Source organism: Nocardioides mangrovicus, assembly GCF_003674065.1.
Taxonomy (GTDB): Bacteria; Actinomycetota; Actinomycetes; order Propionibacteriales; family Nocardioidaceae; genus Marmoricola; species Marmoricola mangrovicus.
In genome coordinates this window covers 692,605-707,995 of sequence record NZ_RDBE01000001.1, presented here as the reverse complement: position 1 = coordinate 707,995, position 15,391 = coordinate 692,605, and the positions used below count along the sequence as shown (strand labels likewise).

Sequence of the window (15,391 nt, the reverse complement as noted above, 5' to 3'; positions counted from 1 at the left end):
CATGCGGCGCGTACCCGGTGGGTACGTCTCGCAGTGAGAGCAGACCTCAACCGAATCTCGAGAAGGAACCTGCATGCGCCTGTTTGCCAAGACCATCGACGTCCACGCGCACTGCGACCTGCCGTGCGGTGTCTACGACCCGGCCCAGGCCCGGATCGAGGCGGAGTCCATCAAGGGCATCATCGGCAAGCTCGCCGACAATGACGACCCCGACTTCCGCACGCGCGCCATCCTCATCAAGGAGCAGCGCTCCGAGCTGGTCAAGCACCACCTGTGGGTGCTGTGGACCGACTACTTCAAGCCGCCGCACTTCGAGAAGTACCCGCAGCTGCACCAGCTCGTGAACGAGGCCACCAAGCTGGCCGGCGCGACCGGCACCAAGGGCTCGCTCGACGAGGCCAAGGCCGACGAGCTGCTGGCCAAGATCGACGAGATCGCCAAGATCTTCTGGGAGACCAAGCAGTCCTGAGCGGAGCTCAGGACTGCTGGTCCTGCTGGGAGGAGTCCACGCGTCAGCGGGGACTCCTCCCTCCGTCTTGACGTCTCCTGAGCGAAGCTCCGGACTACTGGTCCCGCTGGGACGGATCCACGCGTCGGCGGGGACTCCTCCCTCCGTCTTGACGTCTCTTTCGCGGAGTTCAGGACTGCTGCTCCTCCCTCCGTCTTGACGCCTCCTCCCTTTGCTTTCTCCTGGACCGGGTTCTTTCCGATCAGGCCGGGTTTGCGCCTTTCGAGGCAGATCGGTCGCGTCGCCTCTACGCTGTCCTGCGGGCCGTAGCGACGGTCCGCCCCCCTTGCTCGTTCCTCATCTGCCCCATCCACCTCAGGGAGCTGCCCGGTGAGCCGACCCGACGTCGAGCTGCGCGTGCCCGCCGACAGCGCCTACGTCGCGGTCCTGCGCACCACCACCGCCGGCCTGGCCGCGCGGCTGGACTTCACCCTCGACGACATCGAGGACCTGCGCATCGCCGTGGGCGAGGCCTGCTCGATGGTGCTCGACCAGGCCCGGGTCGGCGGCGACCTGTTCGCCCGGTTCGACCTGGCCAACGGCGAGCTCTCGGTCACGGTGAGCGCCGACGGCGACCAGGCCACGGAACCCGACCAGTCCGGGTTCGCCTGGCAGGTGCTCACGGCGCTGACGACGCAGGCCAGCGCCGAGGTCGTCGACGGCTCGCTGGGCATCACCTTGTCGATGAAGTCGGCGCTGCTGACATGAGCCCGACCCGGGGCCAGGTCGCCGCCGGCGCCGTCGCGGCCGAGGACCGGCGCACCACACGCGAGCAGAGTCTCGACCTGTTCGCGGAGCTGCGGGCCGCCGGGGCGGACGCCGATCGCCGCGCAATGTGCCGCGAGGCGCTGGTGCACCTGCACCTTCCCCTGGTCGACCACTGCGCGCGACGCTTCCGCAACCGCGGCGAGCCCTTTGACGACCTGGTCCAGGTCGGCACCATCGGGCTGCTGAAGTCGATCGACCGCTTCGACGCCGAGCGCGGCGTGGAGTTCTCCACCTACGCGACCCCGACGATCATCGGCGAGATCAAGCGGCACTTTCGCGACAAGGGCTGGGCGATCCGCGTCCCGCGGCGTCTGCAGGAGCTGCGGATGCTGATCAGCGCCGCCACCTCCGAGCTGTCCCAGGACCTCGGCCGCTCCCCCACGCCGCGCGAGATCGCCGCCAAGATCGAGGTCAGCGTCGAGGACGTGATGGAGGGCCTGGAGTCGGCCAACGCCTACTCGACGCTCTCGCTGGACGCCGGCGAGTCCAGTGAGGACGGCGGCTCGCACTCGATGCTCGACGGCATGGGCATCGACGACGAGGCCCTGGAGCACGTGGAGATCCGCGAGTCGATCAAGCCGCTGCTCGAGCAGCTGCCCGCGCGGGAGAAGCAGATCCTCATGCTGCGGTTCTTCCGCGGGATGACCCAGTCGCAGATCGCCGCCGAGATCGGCGTCTCGCAGATGCACGTCTCGCGGCTGCTCAGCCGCACGCTGGAGAACCTGCGCGAGGCTCTCAGCGACGCCGGCTGACCCGGGATCGGTCGGCGCCCCGTCAGTCTTCGGGGTCGGGGCGGCTCAGCGCCGCCAGCGAGGCCGGGTGCAGCAGCCCGGCGAGGATCAGCAGGCTGACCACCGCGAGCACCGCGGCCAGCCAGGTGGTCGGCGCCGCGCGGAAGCTCCAGGCCAGGCCGAGGAAGATCAGCTCGGCCAGCAGCACCGGGCCGCGCGACCACGGCCGGCGCCGGTTCATGCCCCAGGCGCACCAGATGAGGGCCACGCCGTAGGCGGCGAAGAACAGCGCCGTGGTCACCCCCATCACCAGCCGATCGGAGGAGACGCTGACGGCGTCGGCCACGGCGACCAGCACGATGACCACGCCCTGCACGGCGGTCAGCGCCGCAGCCGCGGCCAGCGGGGCCGGCGTGTCCCAGCGCGAGAAGGGCGACGTCACCACGCAGCGAACCTAACCGGCTGTGACTGAGATGACCGGCGGGGGGCCTTGTGCGGACCCTGCGGAGTTGTCAGCATGGACCTTGTCGTGCGCTCGTGACTGTCGACGTGCCCGGAACCGGGTGGTCGCAGACCGAGGCCGACATCCTCCCACCACCTCGAGACCCGAGTCTGGTGGGCATGCTCGTGAAATCGTTCACGTACGCGACACGAGCCCACCGCAAGCGAACAGGAGCTCCACGCCATGGATTGGCGCCACCGCTCCGCGTGCCTCGATGAGGACCCGGAGCTGTTCTTCCCGATCGGTAGCACCGGCCCCGCCATCCTCCAGGTCGAGGAGGCCAAGCAGGTGTGCCGCCGCTGCGAGGTGCGCGAGCAGTGCCTGGCATGGGCGCTGGAGGCGGGGCAGGACCACGGCGTCTGGGGCGGCCTGAGCGAGGACGAGCGACGCGCCCTCAAGCGGCGCCGTGCCCGGGCGCGGGTCCGGACCGGGGTCTAGGCGGTCGGCACCCGGTTTCACCGGCCGGCGGGTGAAACCGGGGAACATCCCCGGACGAACCAGGCGCGAACCACCCGGTTTCGCGCGCCCGTCGTCCGATATGCCGGGCTCAGCTGGTGAGCGGGACGTCGATCAGGGCCACGGTGCCGCGGTCGGTTCCCGGGCCCAGGTGCAAGGTGCCGCCGAGCTCGGCCACCAGCGTCGTGACGATCGAGAGTCCCAGGCTGCCCGAGGTCGCCGGGTCGACGTCGGCGGCGATGCCGCGGCCGTCGTCGCGCACGCTCACCTGCACCCGGTCGGGCTCGCGCTCCACGCCGATCACCACCTCGCCGGTGCCCTCGCGGCCGAAGCCGTGCTCGACGGCGTTCTGCAGCAGCTCGGTCAGCGCCATGGCCAGCGGCGTGGCCACGTCGGGGTCCAGCGAGCCGAAGCTGCCCTCGCGGCGGGTGCGGACCGCGCCCGCGCTCGAGCCGAGGTCGCTCACGCCGCGGCGCAGCCGGTCGGTCACCTCGTCGAAGTCCACCGACTCCCCCGCCCGGTCGCCCTCGGAGAGCGTCTCGTGCACCACGGCGATCGAGCCGACCCGCCGGACCGCCTCCTCCAGGGCCGCACGGCCCTCGGGAACGTCGAGCCGCCGGGCCTGCAGCCGTAGCAGCGCGGCCACCGTCTGCAGGTTGTTCTTCACGCGGTGGTGGATCTCGCGGATGGTCGCGTCCTTGGTCACCAGCTCGCGGTCGCGCCGGCGGAGCTCGGTGACGTCGCGCAGCAGCACCACCGCCCCGGTCGGGTCGCCGGCCGGACGCAGCGGGATGGAGCGCAGGATCAGCACGGCCTGACCGTTGTCCAGCTCGGTGTCGCGCGGCATCCGGCCGCCGAGCACCGCCGAGATCGCCTCCTCGTCGGGCCGCATCCGCGGCGGCACCAGCGAGCGCGTGACCGTGGCCAGGTCCTGCCCGGCGAGGTCCTCCACGAGGCCGAGGCGTCGGTAGACCGACTGGGCGTTGGGGCTTGCATACGTCACCCGGCCCGAGGCGTCGATGCGGACGAACCCGTCGCCCACCCGCGGCGGGTCGCCGTGGTCGCTGCGCTGCCCGGTGTGCGGGAACGCCCCCGCCGCCACCATCTGGGCCAGCTCCCCGGCCGTCTGCAGGTAGGCCAGCTCCAGCCGGCTGGGGGTCCGGACGCCGTGCAGGTTGGTGTTGCGGGCCACCACGGCGATCACCCGACCGCCGTCACCGGTGGCACGGCGCACCGGGATCGCCTCGACCCGCACCGGCACCTCGTCGCGCCACTCGGGGTCGCCCTCGCGCGCCACCCGTCCCTCGGCGACGGCTCGGTCCAGCAGCGGACGTCGCCCGGCGGGAAGCACCTCCCCGATCACGTCGTCCAGGTACGCCGTGGGGCCGGTGGCCGGCCGCATCTGCGCCACCGCCACGTAGGCGTCGTTGTCGCGGGTCGGCACCCAGAGCACGAGGTCGGCGAAGGAGAGGTCGGCGACGATCTGCCAGTCGGCCACCAGGCGCTGCAGCCAGGCCACGTCGTCGGCATCGAGCGCGGCGTGGGCGCGCACCAGCTCCTCCAGCAACGGCACGCCTCACATTGTCCTCGCTCCGTCCGGCAGCGAACCGCCGGTAGCGTGCGGCGCATGAGGGATGAGCCCGGCGTGCGCATCCGAGCGGCCACCGAGGCCGACCTCGACCAGGTCGGCCGCATCACCGAGGGGGCCTACGCGGAGTTCATGGTCGGCGAGGAGCACGCCCACTACCGCCCGCAGCTGCGCGACGCGGGGCCGCGCTTCCGCGAGGCCGAGCTCCTGGTGGCCGTGGATGCGCTGGGCGAGGTCGTGGGGGCCGTGACCGTCTGTCCGCTCGGCTCGCCGTGGCGCGAGATCGCATCCGAGGAGGAGGGCGAGTTCCGGATGCTCGCGGTCGCGCCGGCAGCGCGCGGCCAGGGCGTCGGCGAGATGCTCGTCAGGCACGTCGTCGACGGTTTCGCGGCGCAGGGTCTTACGCGGACCGCGCTCTCGACCCTGCCGCAGATGACCGCGGCGCACCGGCTCTACGCGCGGCTGGGCTTCGTCCGCGCCCCCGGGCGGGACTGGTCGCCCGCTCCGGGCGTCGACCTGTGGGCGTTCACGAGACCCGGCTGAGGAACCGCTCGGCATCCACGACGACGCGGGTCACCTCGCCGGAGCCGACGAGCCGGCCGTCCTGGGTGGCGGCCACCGAGAACCGCACCAGGCGGCCGTCGACGTGCACCACGGTGGCGCTCACCACCAGCGACCGGCCGACCGGACTGGGCGCCACGTGCTCGAGCGAGACCCGGGTGCCGACGCTGGTCTCGTCGACAGCCAGCGCCTGGGCCAGCGCGGCGCACGTGGCGGCCTCGCACCAGGCCAGCAGCCGGGGCGTGGCCAGCACCGGGAGACTGCCGGAGCCGAGCGCCTCGGCGGTGTCGTCGTCGTTCACGGCGAAGCTCAGCTCGGCGCTGAGGCCGGATGGGATCGGAGTCCCGGATTCGGTTGGCACGGGCCGAGTCTGCGACACTGGACGCTGCACCTGCGAGGAGGACCTGATGGGAAAGACCGGTCGCAAGCGCCGGGCGCGCCGCAAGAAGGGCGCGAACCACGGCAAGCGTCCCAACACCTGACGCACACGAGCCCGGAGCATCTGCTCCGGGCTCGTCGCTTTCCCGGCCAGTAGAGAGGCCGCGAACGAGCGCTAGTCCTCGCTGATGCGCACCTGGACCTGGCGGATCGAGAGCAGCACCCGGTCGCGCAGGCCGTCTGGCGCGGTCTCGCAGCACGAGCGCTGCACCAGCGACTTCACGGTGCGCTCGAGGTCGTACTTGGCCAGGCAGGGGCCGCAGTCGGCCAGGTGCCGCTCGATCTCGTCGCGGTCGGCGTCGACCAGCTCGGAGTCGAGAAAGAAGAACATCTGGTCGATGACGGCCGAGCACTCCCAGTCGGGGTGGGTCATGACGAGGCTCCGTCCCGGCCGGGCGTGAGCAGCGAGTTGTCGCGCACGTAGTCGCTGAGCATCTCCCGCAGCTGCCGCCGGCCGCGGTGCAGCCGCGACATCACGGTGCCGATGGGCGTCTCCATGATCTCGGCGATCTCCTTGTACGGGAAACCCTCGACGTCGGCGAGGTAGACCGCCAGCCGGAAGTCCTCGGGCAGCCGCTGCAGGGCGTCCTTGACCTCCGAGTCGGGCAGGTGCTCCAGCGCCGACATCTCCGCGGACTTCAGCCCGCTGGAGGTGTGGGACTCCGCGCGGTGCAGCTGCCAGTCCTCGACGTCCTCGGACATCGACTGCTGCGGCTGCCGCTGCTTCTTGCGGTAGGAGTTGATGAAGGTGTTGGTCAGGATCCGGTACAGCCAGGCCTTCAGGTTGGTGCCCGGGCGGTACTGGTGGAACGAGGCGTACGCCTTGGCGAAGGTCTCCTGGACCAGGTCCTCGGCGTCGGTGGGGTTGCGGGTCATCCGCATCGCGGCCGAGTACAGCTGGTCGAGGAAGGGCAGCGCGTCCTGCTCGAAGCGCAGGGTGCGCTCGGCCTCGGTCTCGTCCTCGCGGACGTCGGAGGTCCGGCCGTCGGTGTTGGCCGGCTCATCGTGGGTGGCGGTCATCGACTCCCAGCCTACGTGGAGCGGCCGGGACCCCAGCTCGAGCGCTGGCTCGGGTGCGGGAAGCAGGGTCGCGAGCATGCCATCGCAACGTCGGGTGTCAGGTGTTGATTCCCGGTAGCCAGGAGGTGACCGCCAGGAGAACTGCCTCGGGCCGGGCCAGGGAGTGGGTGGCGCCCGGAACGGCGACGAGCTCGGTGGTCGCGGGCAACGGTGGGAACTCCCCCGGTCCACCGAACGCGTCGCGCTCGCCCTGCACGACCAGCGTCGGCACGCCCGCGCCGAGGAGCTCGGCCTGCCGCGACTTCTCCGGCTTGCCCGGCGGATGCAGCGGGAAGGCCAGGCACAGACAGCCCACGGCGCCGACCGCCAGCGCGGACCGGCACGACGACCGGGCGCCCGCGCTGCGGCCGCCGACCACCAGCGGGGTGCCGATCGCCAGCTGGGGCACGACCTCGGCCAAGGCCTCGTCGAGCGCGACCGGTCGCGGGGCGAGGCGTTTCCCGGCGACGGCGAAGGGCGGCTCGAGCAGCACGACCGTGACTCCCTGACCGGGCAGGTGGGCGGCCAGGGTCTGCAGGTCGGCGGCGTCGAGCTTGCCGCTCGCACCGGGCTGCAGCACCAGCGTGAGGTGCGGCCGGTCCGCCGCGTGCACGTAGACCCGGGCGTCGCCCTGAGCGGTCGGGAGCAGCCGGCCCTCAGCCACCGGCCACCACCTGCCCGGCCACCTCCGGGGAGACGTCGTCCAGCGGCAGGGGGGCCACCAGCTCGGGCCCGTTGTTGCGGACGTTGCTGACCAGGCTCGAGACGGGGTAGGCCTCCAGCCGGCCCGGGGCGGCCGGCGTGAGCAGGCCGAGCAAGGTGTCGCGGTCGCCCGTCGTGACACCGTGATCGGGATCAAGCCAGGCATCGACGTTGGCCGGGTCGAGCATGAGCGGCATCCGCTCGTGGATGGTGCCCAGCGAGTCCTCGGCACTGGTGGTCAGCACGGTGCACGTCCACCGGAACCGGTCGGGGTCGTCGTCGGCCTTCTCGGGGTCGCGCCAGATCTCGTAGAGACCGGCCATGGCCAGCACGCCCGCGTCGGTGGGGCGGATGAAGAAGGGTTGCTTGCGGGGCTTGCCGGCCTTCGTGGTCTGCGAGGTGGGGTACCACTCGTAGTAGCCGTCGGCGGGCAGCACGCAGCGGCGACGCTCGAAGGGCCGCCGGTAGGCCGGCTTCTCGGCCACCGTCTCCATCCGGGCGTTGATCATCCGGCTGCCGATCTTCGGGTCCTTGGCCCAGAACGGGACCAGCCCCCACGTGAGCGTGCGCAGCTGGCGCTGCTGCTCGTGGTCGTCGCCGGTGTCCGACTCCCGGGCTGGCCGCTCGAGGACGGCGTAGACCTCCTTGGTGGGCGCGACGTTCCAGTCAGGCTCCAGGCGACGGGTGTCCTGCTCGGGCAGCGGCTCGACGTCGAACTCCTCGATCAGGTCCTCGGGGCGTCTGGTCGAGGCGTAGCGGCCGCACATGCCGCCCAGCATGTCTGAGAAGCCGATCATCGGGTAGGAAGGACCCATGGCCCTCACCCGTCTGCTCGCCCGTCCGCTCCTGGCCTCGACCTTCGTGTTCGGCGGCATCAACGCCCTGCGTCACGCCGAGGGCCATGCCCAGCAGGCGAAGCCGGTCACCGACAAGCTCGTCGAGACCGTGCACGACGCCAAGCCCGACCTCGCCATCCCCGAGGACCCCAAGACCCTGGTGCGGATCAACGCGGCCGCCCAGATCGTCGGCGGCCTGGCGCTCGCGACCGGCCGGTTCCCGCGCCTGTCGTCGCTCGTGCTGGCCGGCAGCGTGGTGCCGACGACGGCGGCCGGCCACCGGTTCTGGGAGGAGAAGGACCCCGCCCAGCGCAACCAGCAGCTCATCCACTTCCTCAAGAACGCCTCGATCCTCGGCGGCCTGATCCTGGCGGCCACCGACACCGAGGGAAAGCCCGGCGTCGCCTGGCGTGCCGGCCGGGCCGCCAAGGACGCCCGTCGCGAGGCCAAGCGGCTGGCCCACGACGCCGCGCTGGAGACGAAGCTGGCGAAGGCTAAAGCGTTCTGAGTCGCGGGTTGGCGAGCGGCACCGTCACGAAGGCGACCATCGCCAGCCCGAAGACGACGAACGGCGTCGCCACCGAGACTCCGCCCGCCAGCGCACCGAAGGCGACGGTGGCGGCGGGCATGAGGACGTCGTCGCCGAGCCGCTGGATCGCCGACATCCGGCCGAGGTAGCTGCCGTCGACGACGACGGCGAAGGTCGCGCTGAGCAGGGTCGAGGCGGCACCGGCAGTGAGGCCGATGACGACGGCGGCCACCCCCGAAACGACCGGCGATCCGAAGCCGAGCAGCACGATCGCCAGACCCTGCGGCAGCAGCCAGGCGAACCCCGCGCGGGCCTGGTGGCGCGGTCGCCGCAGCGCGGTGAGCACCGCGCCCACCGCCGCTCCGGCGCCGACCAGCGCGACCAGGATGCCGACGACCCCGGCGCCCCAGCCCTCCTCGCGGGCGCGCAGCGCCAGGCCGACGCCCTCGGCCGGCCCGACGAACAGGTTGAGACCCGAGAGGCCGAGCACCAGGGCTCGGGTGACCGGCTCGTCGCGCAGGTGCGCGAACCCTCCCGCGATGCTGCGCAGCGGCGGCTCGGCCAACGCGCGCGGCAGCGGGTAGCGGGGTCGCAGCCAGACCACGACGAACACCGCGACCGCACCGAACGTGACGGCGTCGAGCGCGGCGCTGGTGCCGAGGCCCCAGGCCGCCACCACGAAGCCGCCGACGCCGGCTCCGGCCGTGTTGCCCAGCCGCAGCGCGGTCTGCGAGACGCCTTGGTAGGCGGTCATGTCGGCCGGCGCCACCAACTGTCGTCCGACGGTCGAGGCGCTCGGCTCGTAGACCGCGTCGGTGACGCCGAACGCGATGGCGGCGCCCAGCAGCGCACCCAGCGACGGCGGCCCGGTGAGCACGCGCACCACCACCAGCACCAGCAGGCCGATCCGGGCGAGGTTGGCCGCGGCCATCACCCGGCGCGCGTCGTAGCGGTCGGCCACCACGCCACCGAGCAGCAGCACGGCCGCTCGCGGCAGCGTGCCGGCCGCGACGACGGCTCCGGCCGCGGCCGGCGAGGCCACGTGGACGGCGGTCCAGGCCAGGGCGATGGTCCACACCTGGTCGCCGGACTCGCTCACCGCGCGCAGCCCGAGCCAGGAGTGGGCGACGCGGTCGCGCGAGAAGGCCGGCGCCGCGGTGGTCGCGGTCATGGCCGCGTGGGAAAGCCGTGGGTGAACCAGAAGACCGGCTCACGCGGCTCGTCGTCCCCGGAGTCGACCCGGGCCACCACCTCCTCGCGCCAGGCCTGGAAGGTCGCCCGCAGCCGGTCGAGGAGGTCGCGCAGCTCCGGCGCCGAGCACCGGGCCAGGCTGTCGCTGCTGAAGGCGGCCCGACGCCACTCCTCGCCCAGATCGGCCTCGCGGTTCTTCCACTCGACGTACTTGCGCACCTGATGCTCCAGGTTGAGCTTCTCCGCGGCACGGGCGCGGTGAAGGTCGGCCGGGCTGTCGGCGAAGTCGTCGGCGCTCCAGGCCACGCTCACGTCGGTGTAGCGCCACCAGCTGGTGCGGCCGTCGGTGGCCAGCTCCGGCGCGCGCTCGACGAGCCCGGCCCGCTCCAGCATGCGTAGGTGGTGGCTGATGCTGCCCACCTGCTCGCCGAACGCACGAGCCATCGCGCCGACCTGGCTCGGTCCCTCGAAGACGAGGTACTCCACGATCCTCCGCCGCACCGGGTGGTGCACCGCCGCCAGCAGGTCGATGCCGACCTTCTCCTCGCTCATGCCGCCAGGTTCCGACCCCCTCGCCCGTTGCACAAGGGTTCTTGTACATCTCCTCGGTACCCTTCGCAGGTGTCCGACTGGCCTGCCCCCCACGCCGCCGCTCCCGTACGCGCGAGCGTGGCGCTGCCGGGGTCGAAGTCGCTGACCAACCGCGAGCTGGTGCTCGCGGCCCTCGCCGAGGGGCCGGGCGTGGTGCGCCGGGCGCTGCGCTCGCGCGACACCGAGCTCATGGCGGCCGCGCTCACTGCCCTGGGCTCGGCGGTCGACACTGCCGGCGAGGACTGGACCATTACGCCGGGACCCTTCACGAAGCCGGCGAGCATCGACTGTGGTCTGGCCGGCACCGTCATGCGGTTCGTGCCGCCGACGGCCGCGCTGAGCGGCGCCGAGGTCGGCTTCGACGGCGACCCGCACGCCCGCACCAGGCCGATGGCCGAGGTGCTCAGCGGGCTGCGCGGGCTCGGGGTCGAGATCGAGGGCGGCCCCACACTGCCCTTCGCGGTGCACGGCACCGGGTCGGTGCGCGGCGGCCAGGTGACGATCGACGCCTCCGCCTCGAGCCAGTTCGTCTCGGCGCTGCTGCTCTCGGCGCCTCGCTACGACCAGGGCGTCGACGTGATCCACGACGGCAAGCCGGTGCCCTCGCTGCCGCACATCGAGATGACCATCGACTGCCTGCGGCGCCGCGGGGTCGAGGTCGACGACAGCGAGCCGGACCGGTGGCGCGTGCTGCCCGGGCCGATCGCCGCGCGCGAGGTGGCCATCGAGCCCGACCTCTCCAACGCCGCACCGTTCTTGATGCTGGCCATGGTCAGCGGCGGATCGGTCACCGTGCGCGACTGGCCGCACCGCACCACCCAGCCCGGCGACGAGCTGCGCGACCTCCTCGCGCGGATGGGCGCGTCGGTCACGCTCGACGACGACGGCCTGCGGGTCACCGCCGGCGAGGCGATCCACGGTCTCGATGCCGACCTGCACGACGTCGGCGAGCTGACCCCGGCCATCGCCGCCCTGTGCGCGCTGGCCGACTCCCCCTCGGTGCTGCGCGGCGTAGCCCACATCCGTGGCCACGAGACCGACCGGCTGGCCGCGCTGGCCACCGAGCTCCAGGCCCTGGGGTCCGACGTCGTCGAGACCGAGGACGGCCTGGCCATCCGGCCCGCGACGCTGCACGGCGGCCGCTTCGCGACGTACGCCGACCACCGCATGGCCCACGCCGGCTGCGTGCTCGGCGCCGGCGTCGAGGGCGTGCTGGTGGAGGACGTCGCCACCACGAGCAAGACGTTCCCCGGCTTCGCCGAGGTGTGGTCGGGGCTGTTCCGCTAGTGCCGCCCACCGGTCGCTACGGGTCGGAGGACCCCGAGAGCTACGAGCGGCCGCGGCGCCACACCCGCCCCCGGACCAAGGAGCGGCCCAGCTACGACGACGCCGTCGAGGCGCAGGTCGTCACGGTGGACCGCGGTCGCTACACCTGCGTGCTCGAGGACCACCTGGTGACCGCGATGAAGTCGCGGGCGCTGGGACGTCAGGGCGTGGTGGTCGGCGACCGGGTGCGGCTGGTCGGCGACACCTCGGGCGACGAGGGCTCGCTGGCGCGGGTCGTCGAGGTCGAGGAGCGCGCCACGGTGCTGCGGCGCACGGCCGACGACGACGACCCCGTGGAGCGCGTGGTGGTGGCCAACGCCGACCAGCTCGTCGTCGTGGTGGCCCTCGCCGATCCGGAGCCGCGGCTGGGGCTGGTCGACCGCGCCCTGGTGGCGGCCTACGACGCCGGCATGGACCCGCTGCTGTGCCTGACCAAGGCCGACCTCGCCGCCCCCGACGAGCTGCTCGCGATCTACGAGCCGCTCGGCGTGCCGTCCGTGGTCACGCAGCGTTCCTCCTGGGGCGGCGCCGGGCTCGATGAGATCCGCGAACGACTGGCCGACCGCACCAGCGTGCTGCTGGGCCACTCCGGGGTCGGCAAGTCCACGCTGGTCAACGCCCTGGTGCCCGACGCTGGCCGCGAGACCGGGTCGGTCAACGCCGTCACCGGTCGTGGCCGGCACACCTCGACCAGCGCCTACCTGCTCGCGCTGCCCCCTGCCGGCTCAACGACCGGCGGGTCGATCATCGACACCCCGGGGATCCGCTCGTTCGGGCTGGCCCACGTCGACCCCGAGCACCTCATCGAGGCGTTCGGCGACCTCGACGCGCTCACCGACGACTGCCCGCGCGGCTGCACTCACGCCGCGAGCGAGCCCGAGTGCGGGCTCGACCAGGGGGTCGCCGACGGGGTGGTCAGCGCCGCCCGGGTGGCGGCCTACCGTCGGCTGCTGGAGTCGCGGGGCGAGCCGACGTACTGAGCCGGCCATCTGGTCGGGCCGATCTGGTCGGGCCGATCAGGTCGGGGTGCCGTCCCAGACCAGGTGGGCACCCGCGTCGCCGGTGCGGTAGACCGCGTAGGCCACGAACAGCGCGCCGACGACCAGCAGCACCACGAGCGGGATGCTCAGCACGCCCAGCCGCGCCGCGCGCTCGCCGGTGCTGGTCAGCGGCGAGCGGAACGGCAGGACGAAGGCCGCCACCACCATGACGATCGCCAGCACCAGCATCGCCAGCCGCAGGCGTTCGGCCCACTCCTCGTGGGTCTCGAACATCTCGCTGCGGATGTTGAGCCGGTCCTCGAGGTCCTCACCGCTGAGGTACGCGACGTAGATCGCCGCGAAGCCCAGCACGCTCACGACGAGGGCCGGCCAGCGCACCGCCCACCGCCAGCGAGGGACGAGGGCGAAGACCAGGCAGAGCAGCGCGGCCAGCGGCGTCAGGACGACAGCGGCGTGGACCACGAGCGGGTGCAGCGGAATGCCGTTGAAGTTCATTGTTCAACGATAGGTGTTCACAGCTGACCGCGACCTGAAGGGACGATGAGACCTTCGGGCATAGCCTGTGCCCCATGGTCTCCACGTTCACCGACGATCTGCGCCTGGCGCACGTGCTGGCCGACGACGCGGACTCGTTGACGACCGCCCGGTACAAGGCGCTCGACCTGCACGTGATGACCAAGCCGGACCTGACCCCGGTGACCGACGCCGACCAGTCGGTCGAGGAGGGCATCCGCCGCACGCTCTCGCGCGCCCGCCCCCGCGACGCCGTGCACGGCGAGGAGCTGGGCACGTCGGGGCACTCCCAGCGCCAGTGGGTGATCGACCCGATCGACGGGACCAAGAACTTCGTGCGCGGCGTGCCCGTGTGGGCCACCCTCATCGCGCTGATGGTCGACGACGAGGTGGTGGTGGGCTGCGTGTCGGCGCCGCAGCTCAATCGTCGCTGGTGGGCCTCGCAGGGCGACGGTGCCTGGACCGGCAAGTCGCTCCTGCGCGCCAGCCGCTGCCAGGTCTCCGACGTCACCCGGCTCGAGGACGCCTCGCTGTCGTACTCCTCGCTCGGCGGCTGGGACGAGCGCGGCCGGATGGACGACTTCCTCTCGCTCTCCCGCCGCTGCTGGCGCACCCGCGCCTACGGCGACTTCTGGTCCTACATGCTGCTGGCCGAGGGCGCCGTCGACCTGGCCGCCGAGCCCGAGCTGGAGCTGCACGACATGGCGGCCATCGACGTCATCGTCCGTGAGGCCGGCGGCATCTTCACCTCCCTGGAGGGCGAGGCCGGTCCGCACGGCGGCAACGCCCTGGCCAGCAACGGCCGGCTCCACGACCAGGCGCTGGCCTTCATCGGCTCGCTGCCCGACGACGGCGGCGAGGCCCGCCGACCGGGGTCGGTGCACGAGCTCAGCGCCTTCCGTCGCACCACCACCGACACCGACTGAGGGTTCTCAAGGGGCCCGCGCTGGCCTAGCCTGCGTCTGAACCGACCAATGGTGGAGGTTCGCCGATGTTGATCAAGGACGTGCTCGCGACCAAGCCCGACAGCGAGGTCATCACCATCGCCCCGGATGCCGGGGTGCGCGAGCTGATCGCCCAGCTCGCGGAGCACAACGTCGGTGCGCTCGTCGTGTCCGACGACGGCAGCCGGGTGGCCGGCATCGTCTCCGAGCGCGACGTCGTGCGACGCCTCGTTGACGGCGACGCCGTGCTCGAGGCCCCGGTCTCGCAGATCATGACCTCGCTGGTCGCCTCCTGCGGCCCGGGCGACGACCTCGACGACCTGATGGCCCTGATGACCGAGCGGCGGATCCGGCACGTGCCGGTGCTCGAGGACGACGCGCTGGTCGGCGTCGTCAGCATCGGCGACGTGGTGAAGAGCCGGATCGGGCAGCTGGAGTTCGAGCGCGATCAGCTGGACAGCTACGTGCATCAGACCTAGCTCGCGAAGCGAGCTAGGTCTGATGCACAGGAGCCGAGACGTCGGAACCCGATGTCTCTGCTGCTCGCGCAAAGCGCGCATCTCAGAGACGTCGGATTGCGACGTCTCGGCGAGACAACCAGCAGCCAGCGATAGTCGCGTGGCGAGCGGCAAGCGCGGGTCGGTCGGAAACGCCGGGTACGAGCCCGAAGGCGCTTGCGTGTCATCTCGGCGAGACAACCAGCAGCCAGCGATGGTCGCGTGGCGAGCGGCAAGCGCGGGTCGGTCTGAAGCGCCGGGCACGAGCCACGTAGACGACGTGACAGTGTTGCCCACATGAGCACAGAGAAGCCCGAGATCGAGTTCCCGGGCGGCGACGCCCCGACGGCCCTGGTGATCACCGACATCGTCGAGGGCGAGGGCCCCGAGGCGACGTCCGGCAGCACCGTCGTCGTGCACTACGTCGGCGTCGCCCATTCGACCGGCGAGGAGTTCGACGCCTCCTACAACCGCGGCGACCCGCTCTCCTTCCGCCTCGGCGTCGGCCAGGTCATCGCCGGCTGGGACCAGGGTGTGCAGGGGATGAAGGTCGGCGGACGCCGTCAGCTGCTCATCCCCTCCGACCTCGCCTACGGCGAGCGTGGGGCCGGGGGTGTCATCAAGCCCGGTGAGGCGCTGGTGTTCGTGGT

Annotated in this window: 21 protein-coding genes and 1 pseudogene; 12 read left to right on the top strand and 10 right to left on the bottom strand. The window is 72.2% G+C overall.

Going from position 1 to position 15,391, the window contains the following annotated elements; genetic code table 11:
* Window positions 1-73: 73 nt before the first annotated feature.
* The 3 genes from sodN (at window position 74) to D9V37_RS03500 (ending at window position 2,028) form a co-directional block, all read left to right on the top strand.
* A complete protein-coding gene (gene sodN / locus D9V37_RS03510; RefSeq protein ID WP_121804686.1) occupies window positions 74-469 on the top strand; it encodes a superoxide dismutase, Ni in 396 nt (131 codons plus the stop codon).
* A gap of 369 nt (window positions 470-838) precedes the next feature.
* Complete coding sequence (locus D9V37_RS03505; RefSeq protein ID WP_121804685.1) at window positions 839-1,216, top strand: ATP-binding protein; 378 nt, start codon at window positions 839-841, stop codon at window positions 1,214-1,216.
* Window positions 1,213-2,028, top strand: a complete 816-nt coding sequence (locus tag D9V37_RS03500) for an RNA polymerase sigma factor SigF (protein ID WP_121804684.1) — start codon at window positions 1,213-1,215, stop codon at window positions 2,026-2,028. The genes D9V37_RS03505 and D9V37_RS03500 overlap by 4 nt, the downstream gene beginning before the upstream one ends.
* A gap of 22 nt (window positions 2,029-2,050) precedes the next feature.
* Here D9V37_RS03500 and D9V37_RS03495 read toward each other — a convergent pair whose 3' ends face one another.
* Window positions 2,051-2,452 carry a hypothetical protein gene (locus D9V37_RS03495; RefSeq protein ID WP_121804683.1) on the bottom strand — a complete coding sequence of 134 codons (402 nt, stop codon included), beginning with the start codon at window positions 2,450-2,452 and terminating at the stop codon, window positions 2,051-2,053.
* Between the two features lie 240 nt (window positions 2,453-2,692).
* Here D9V37_RS03495 and D9V37_RS03490 point away from each other — a divergent pair, with 240 nt between their 5' ends.
* Window positions 2,693-2,947, top strand: a complete 255-nt coding sequence (locus tag D9V37_RS03490; RefSeq protein WP_121804682.1) for a WhiB family transcriptional regulator — start codon at window positions 2,693-2,695, stop codon at window positions 2,945-2,947.
* 109 nt (window positions 2,948-3,056) lie between these two features.
* Here D9V37_RS03490 and D9V37_RS03485 read toward each other — a convergent pair whose 3' ends face one another.
* Window positions 3,057-4,538, bottom strand: coding sequence for a sensor histidine kinase (locus D9V37_RS03485; RefSeq protein ID WP_121804681.1), 1,482 nt, complete (start codon window positions 4,536-4,538; stop codon window positions 3,057-3,059).
* 54 nt (window positions 4,539-4,592) lie between these two features.
* Between D9V37_RS03485 and D9V37_RS03480 the strand changes: the two genes are divergently transcribed.
* Window positions 4,593-5,096, top strand: a complete 504-nt coding sequence (locus tag D9V37_RS03480) for a GNAT family N-acetyltransferase (RefSeq protein ID WP_121804680.1) — start codon at window positions 4,593-4,595, stop codon at window positions 5,094-5,096.
* Here the strand turns inward: D9V37_RS03480 and D9V37_RS03475 are convergent.
* Entirely contained in the window at window positions 5,080-5,475 is a 396-nt protein-coding gene (locus tag D9V37_RS03475; RefSeq protein WP_232524712.1) for a thioesterase family protein, read from the bottom strand. The two genes, D9V37_RS03480 and D9V37_RS03475, sit on opposite strands and share 17 nt — an antisense overlap.
* 46 nt (window positions 5,476-5,521) lie before the next feature.
* On the opposite strand from D9V37_RS03475, the gene D9V37_RS20970 reads away from it, so the two are divergent.
* Window positions 5,522-5,596, top strand: coding sequence for a 50S ribosomal protein bL37 (locus tag D9V37_RS20970; protein WP_370291352.1), 75 nt, complete (start codon window positions 5,522-5,524; stop codon window positions 5,594-5,596).
* Window positions 5,597-5,667: 71 nt separating this feature from the next.
* On the opposite strand, the gene rsrA is transcribed toward D9V37_RS20970, so the two are convergent.
* The 4 genes from rsrA to D9V37_RS03455 form a co-directional block, all read right to left on the bottom strand.
* The gene (gene rsrA, locus D9V37_RS03470) at window positions 5,668-5,925 is read right to left on the bottom strand and encodes a mycothiol system anti-sigma-R factor (RefSeq protein ID WP_121804678.1); all 258 of its coding nucleotides are present in this window, start codon (window positions 5,923-5,925) and stop codon (window positions 5,668-5,670) included.
* A complete protein-coding gene (locus tag D9V37_RS03465) occupies window positions 5,922-6,572 on the bottom strand; it encodes a sigma-70 family RNA polymerase sigma factor (protein ID WP_121804963.1) in 651 nt (216 codons plus the stop codon). The genes rsrA and D9V37_RS03465 overlap by 4 nt, the downstream gene beginning before the upstream one ends.
* 97 nt (window positions 6,573-6,669) lie before the next feature.
* Entirely contained in the window at window positions 6,670-7,275 is a 606-nt protein-coding gene (locus D9V37_RS03460; protein ID WP_121804677.1) for an alpha/beta hydrolase family protein, read from the bottom strand.
* Complete coding sequence (locus tag D9V37_RS03455) at window positions 7,268-8,110, bottom strand: SOS response-associated peptidase (RefSeq protein ID WP_332835736.1); 843 nt, start codon at window positions 8,108-8,110, stop codon at window positions 7,268-7,270. Before D9V37_RS03455 ends, D9V37_RS03460 begins: the two co-directional genes overlap by 8 nt.
* A gap of 16 nt (window positions 8,111-8,126) precedes the next feature.
* Between D9V37_RS03455 and D9V37_RS03450 the strand changes: the two genes are divergently transcribed.
* Window positions 8,127-8,657 (top strand): DoxX family protein, encoded by a 531-nt coding sequence (locus D9V37_RS03450; protein WP_121804676.1) that lies wholly within the window; start codon window positions 8,127-8,129, stop codon window positions 8,655-8,657.
* On the opposite strand, the gene D9V37_RS03445 is transcribed toward D9V37_RS03450, so the two are convergent.
* Entirely contained in the window at window positions 8,644-9,849 is a 1,206-nt protein-coding gene (locus D9V37_RS03445) for an MFS transporter (protein ID WP_121804675.1), read from the bottom strand. The genes D9V37_RS03450 and D9V37_RS03445 overlap by 14 nt on opposite strands.
* On the bottom strand, window positions 9,846-10,421 hold the full coding sequence (locus D9V37_RS03440; RefSeq protein ID WP_121804674.1) for an ArsR/SmtB family transcription factor: 576 nt from the start codon (window positions 10,419-10,421) through the stop codon (window positions 9,846-9,848). Before D9V37_RS03440 ends, D9V37_RS03445 begins: the two co-directional genes overlap by 4 nt.
* A gap of 69 nt (window positions 10,422-10,490) precedes the next feature.
* Between D9V37_RS03440 and aroA the strand changes: the two genes are divergently transcribed.
* Together aroA and rsgA are read left to right on the top strand one after the other, a co-directional pair.
* Complete coding sequence (gene aroA / locus D9V37_RS03435; protein ID WP_121804673.1) at window positions 10,491-11,747, top strand: 3-phosphoshikimate 1-carboxyvinyltransferase; 1,257 nt, start codon at window positions 10,491-10,493, stop codon at window positions 11,745-11,747.
* Entirely contained in the window at window positions 11,747-12,766 is a 1,020-nt protein-coding gene (gene rsgA, locus D9V37_RS03430) for a ribosome small subunit-dependent GTPase A (RefSeq protein ID WP_198412338.1), read from the top strand. The genes aroA and rsgA overlap by 1 nt, the downstream gene beginning before the upstream one ends.
* A gap of 36 nt (window positions 12,767-12,802) precedes the next feature.
* Here rsgA and D9V37_RS03425 read toward each other — a convergent pair whose 3' ends face one another.
* Window positions 12,803-13,282, bottom strand: a complete 480-nt coding sequence (locus tag D9V37_RS03425; RefSeq protein WP_121804672.1) for a DUF2231 domain-containing protein — start codon at window positions 13,280-13,282, stop codon at window positions 12,803-12,805.
* A 74-nt stretch (window positions 13,283-13,356) separates the two neighbouring features.
* Here D9V37_RS03425 and hisN point away from each other — a divergent pair, with 74 nt between their 5' ends.
* From hisN to D9V37_RS03410, 3 genes and pseudogenes are all read left to right on the top strand, one after another.
* Window positions 13,357-14,226 (top strand): histidinol-phosphatase, encoded by an 870-nt coding sequence (gene hisN / locus D9V37_RS03420; protein WP_121804671.1) that lies wholly within the window; start codon window positions 13,357-13,359, stop codon window positions 14,224-14,226.
* Between the two features lie 65 nt (window positions 14,227-14,291).
* Window positions 14,292-14,723, top strand: coding sequence for a CBS domain-containing protein (locus D9V37_RS03415; protein WP_121804670.1), 432 nt, complete (start codon window positions 14,292-14,294; stop codon window positions 14,721-14,723).
* 315 nt (window positions 14,724-15,038) lie between these two features.
* A pseudogene (locus tag D9V37_RS03410) lies at window positions 15,039-15,389 on the top strand (FKBP-type peptidyl-prolyl cis-trans isomerase); the annotation flags it as partial.
* Between the last annotated feature and the right edge of the window lie 2 nt (window positions 15,390-15,391).